General features: G+C 44.6%; 1 protein-coding gene. It reads left to right on the top strand.

Going from position 1 to position 495, the window contains the following annotated elements:
- Positions 1-495: transposase (locus K0T92_RS24695; protein ID WP_219875279.1), on the top strand; the 495-nt coding region annotated here is incomplete at both ends.

The raw sequence follows: 495 nt of genomic DNA, 5'->3' as shown, positions 1-495 counted from the left end.
GATGCTTTTAAAGAGATGTATCCGCGGGCAGACGTTCAACATTGCGTCGTACACAAAGTACGTTCTACGTTTCCAAAGGTTCGCGTCCAACACAAGACCGATTTTATTGAGGGGCTCAAAACCATTTATACCGCACCCGACCACGAATGTGCCCTTGCTGCCTTCGATACCTTTAAAAAGAACTGGAACAAGCTATATCCGAAGGAAGTCGCATCGTGGGAAAACCAGCTTTCCACCTTATTGACGTTTTATCGTTATCCTGCGCAGATCAAAGCAGCCATCTATACGTCGAACCCCATTGAACGCATGAATAAAGAAATACGTAAGCGGCTCAAGCCTATGAACAGTTTAACGAACATGGATGCTGCAGAAAAAATTGTATACTTGGACACCATCGCCTACAACGAACGTTTTGAGAACCGTGTCATCCCAGGTTTTGGCGATCCCGTTGTCAAACAAAAACTTAATGAGATGTTTGAAAAGCGCTATTCCTCG

This window comes from Paenibacillus oenotherae (assembly GCF_019443105.1).
GTDB classification, from domain to species: domain Bacteria; phylum Bacillota; class Bacilli; order Paenibacillales; family Paenibacillaceae; genus Paenibacillus_Z; species Paenibacillus_Z oenotherae.
Note: the sequence above shows the minus strand (reverse complement) of the source record. Positions and strands in the feature narration are given on the sequence as shown.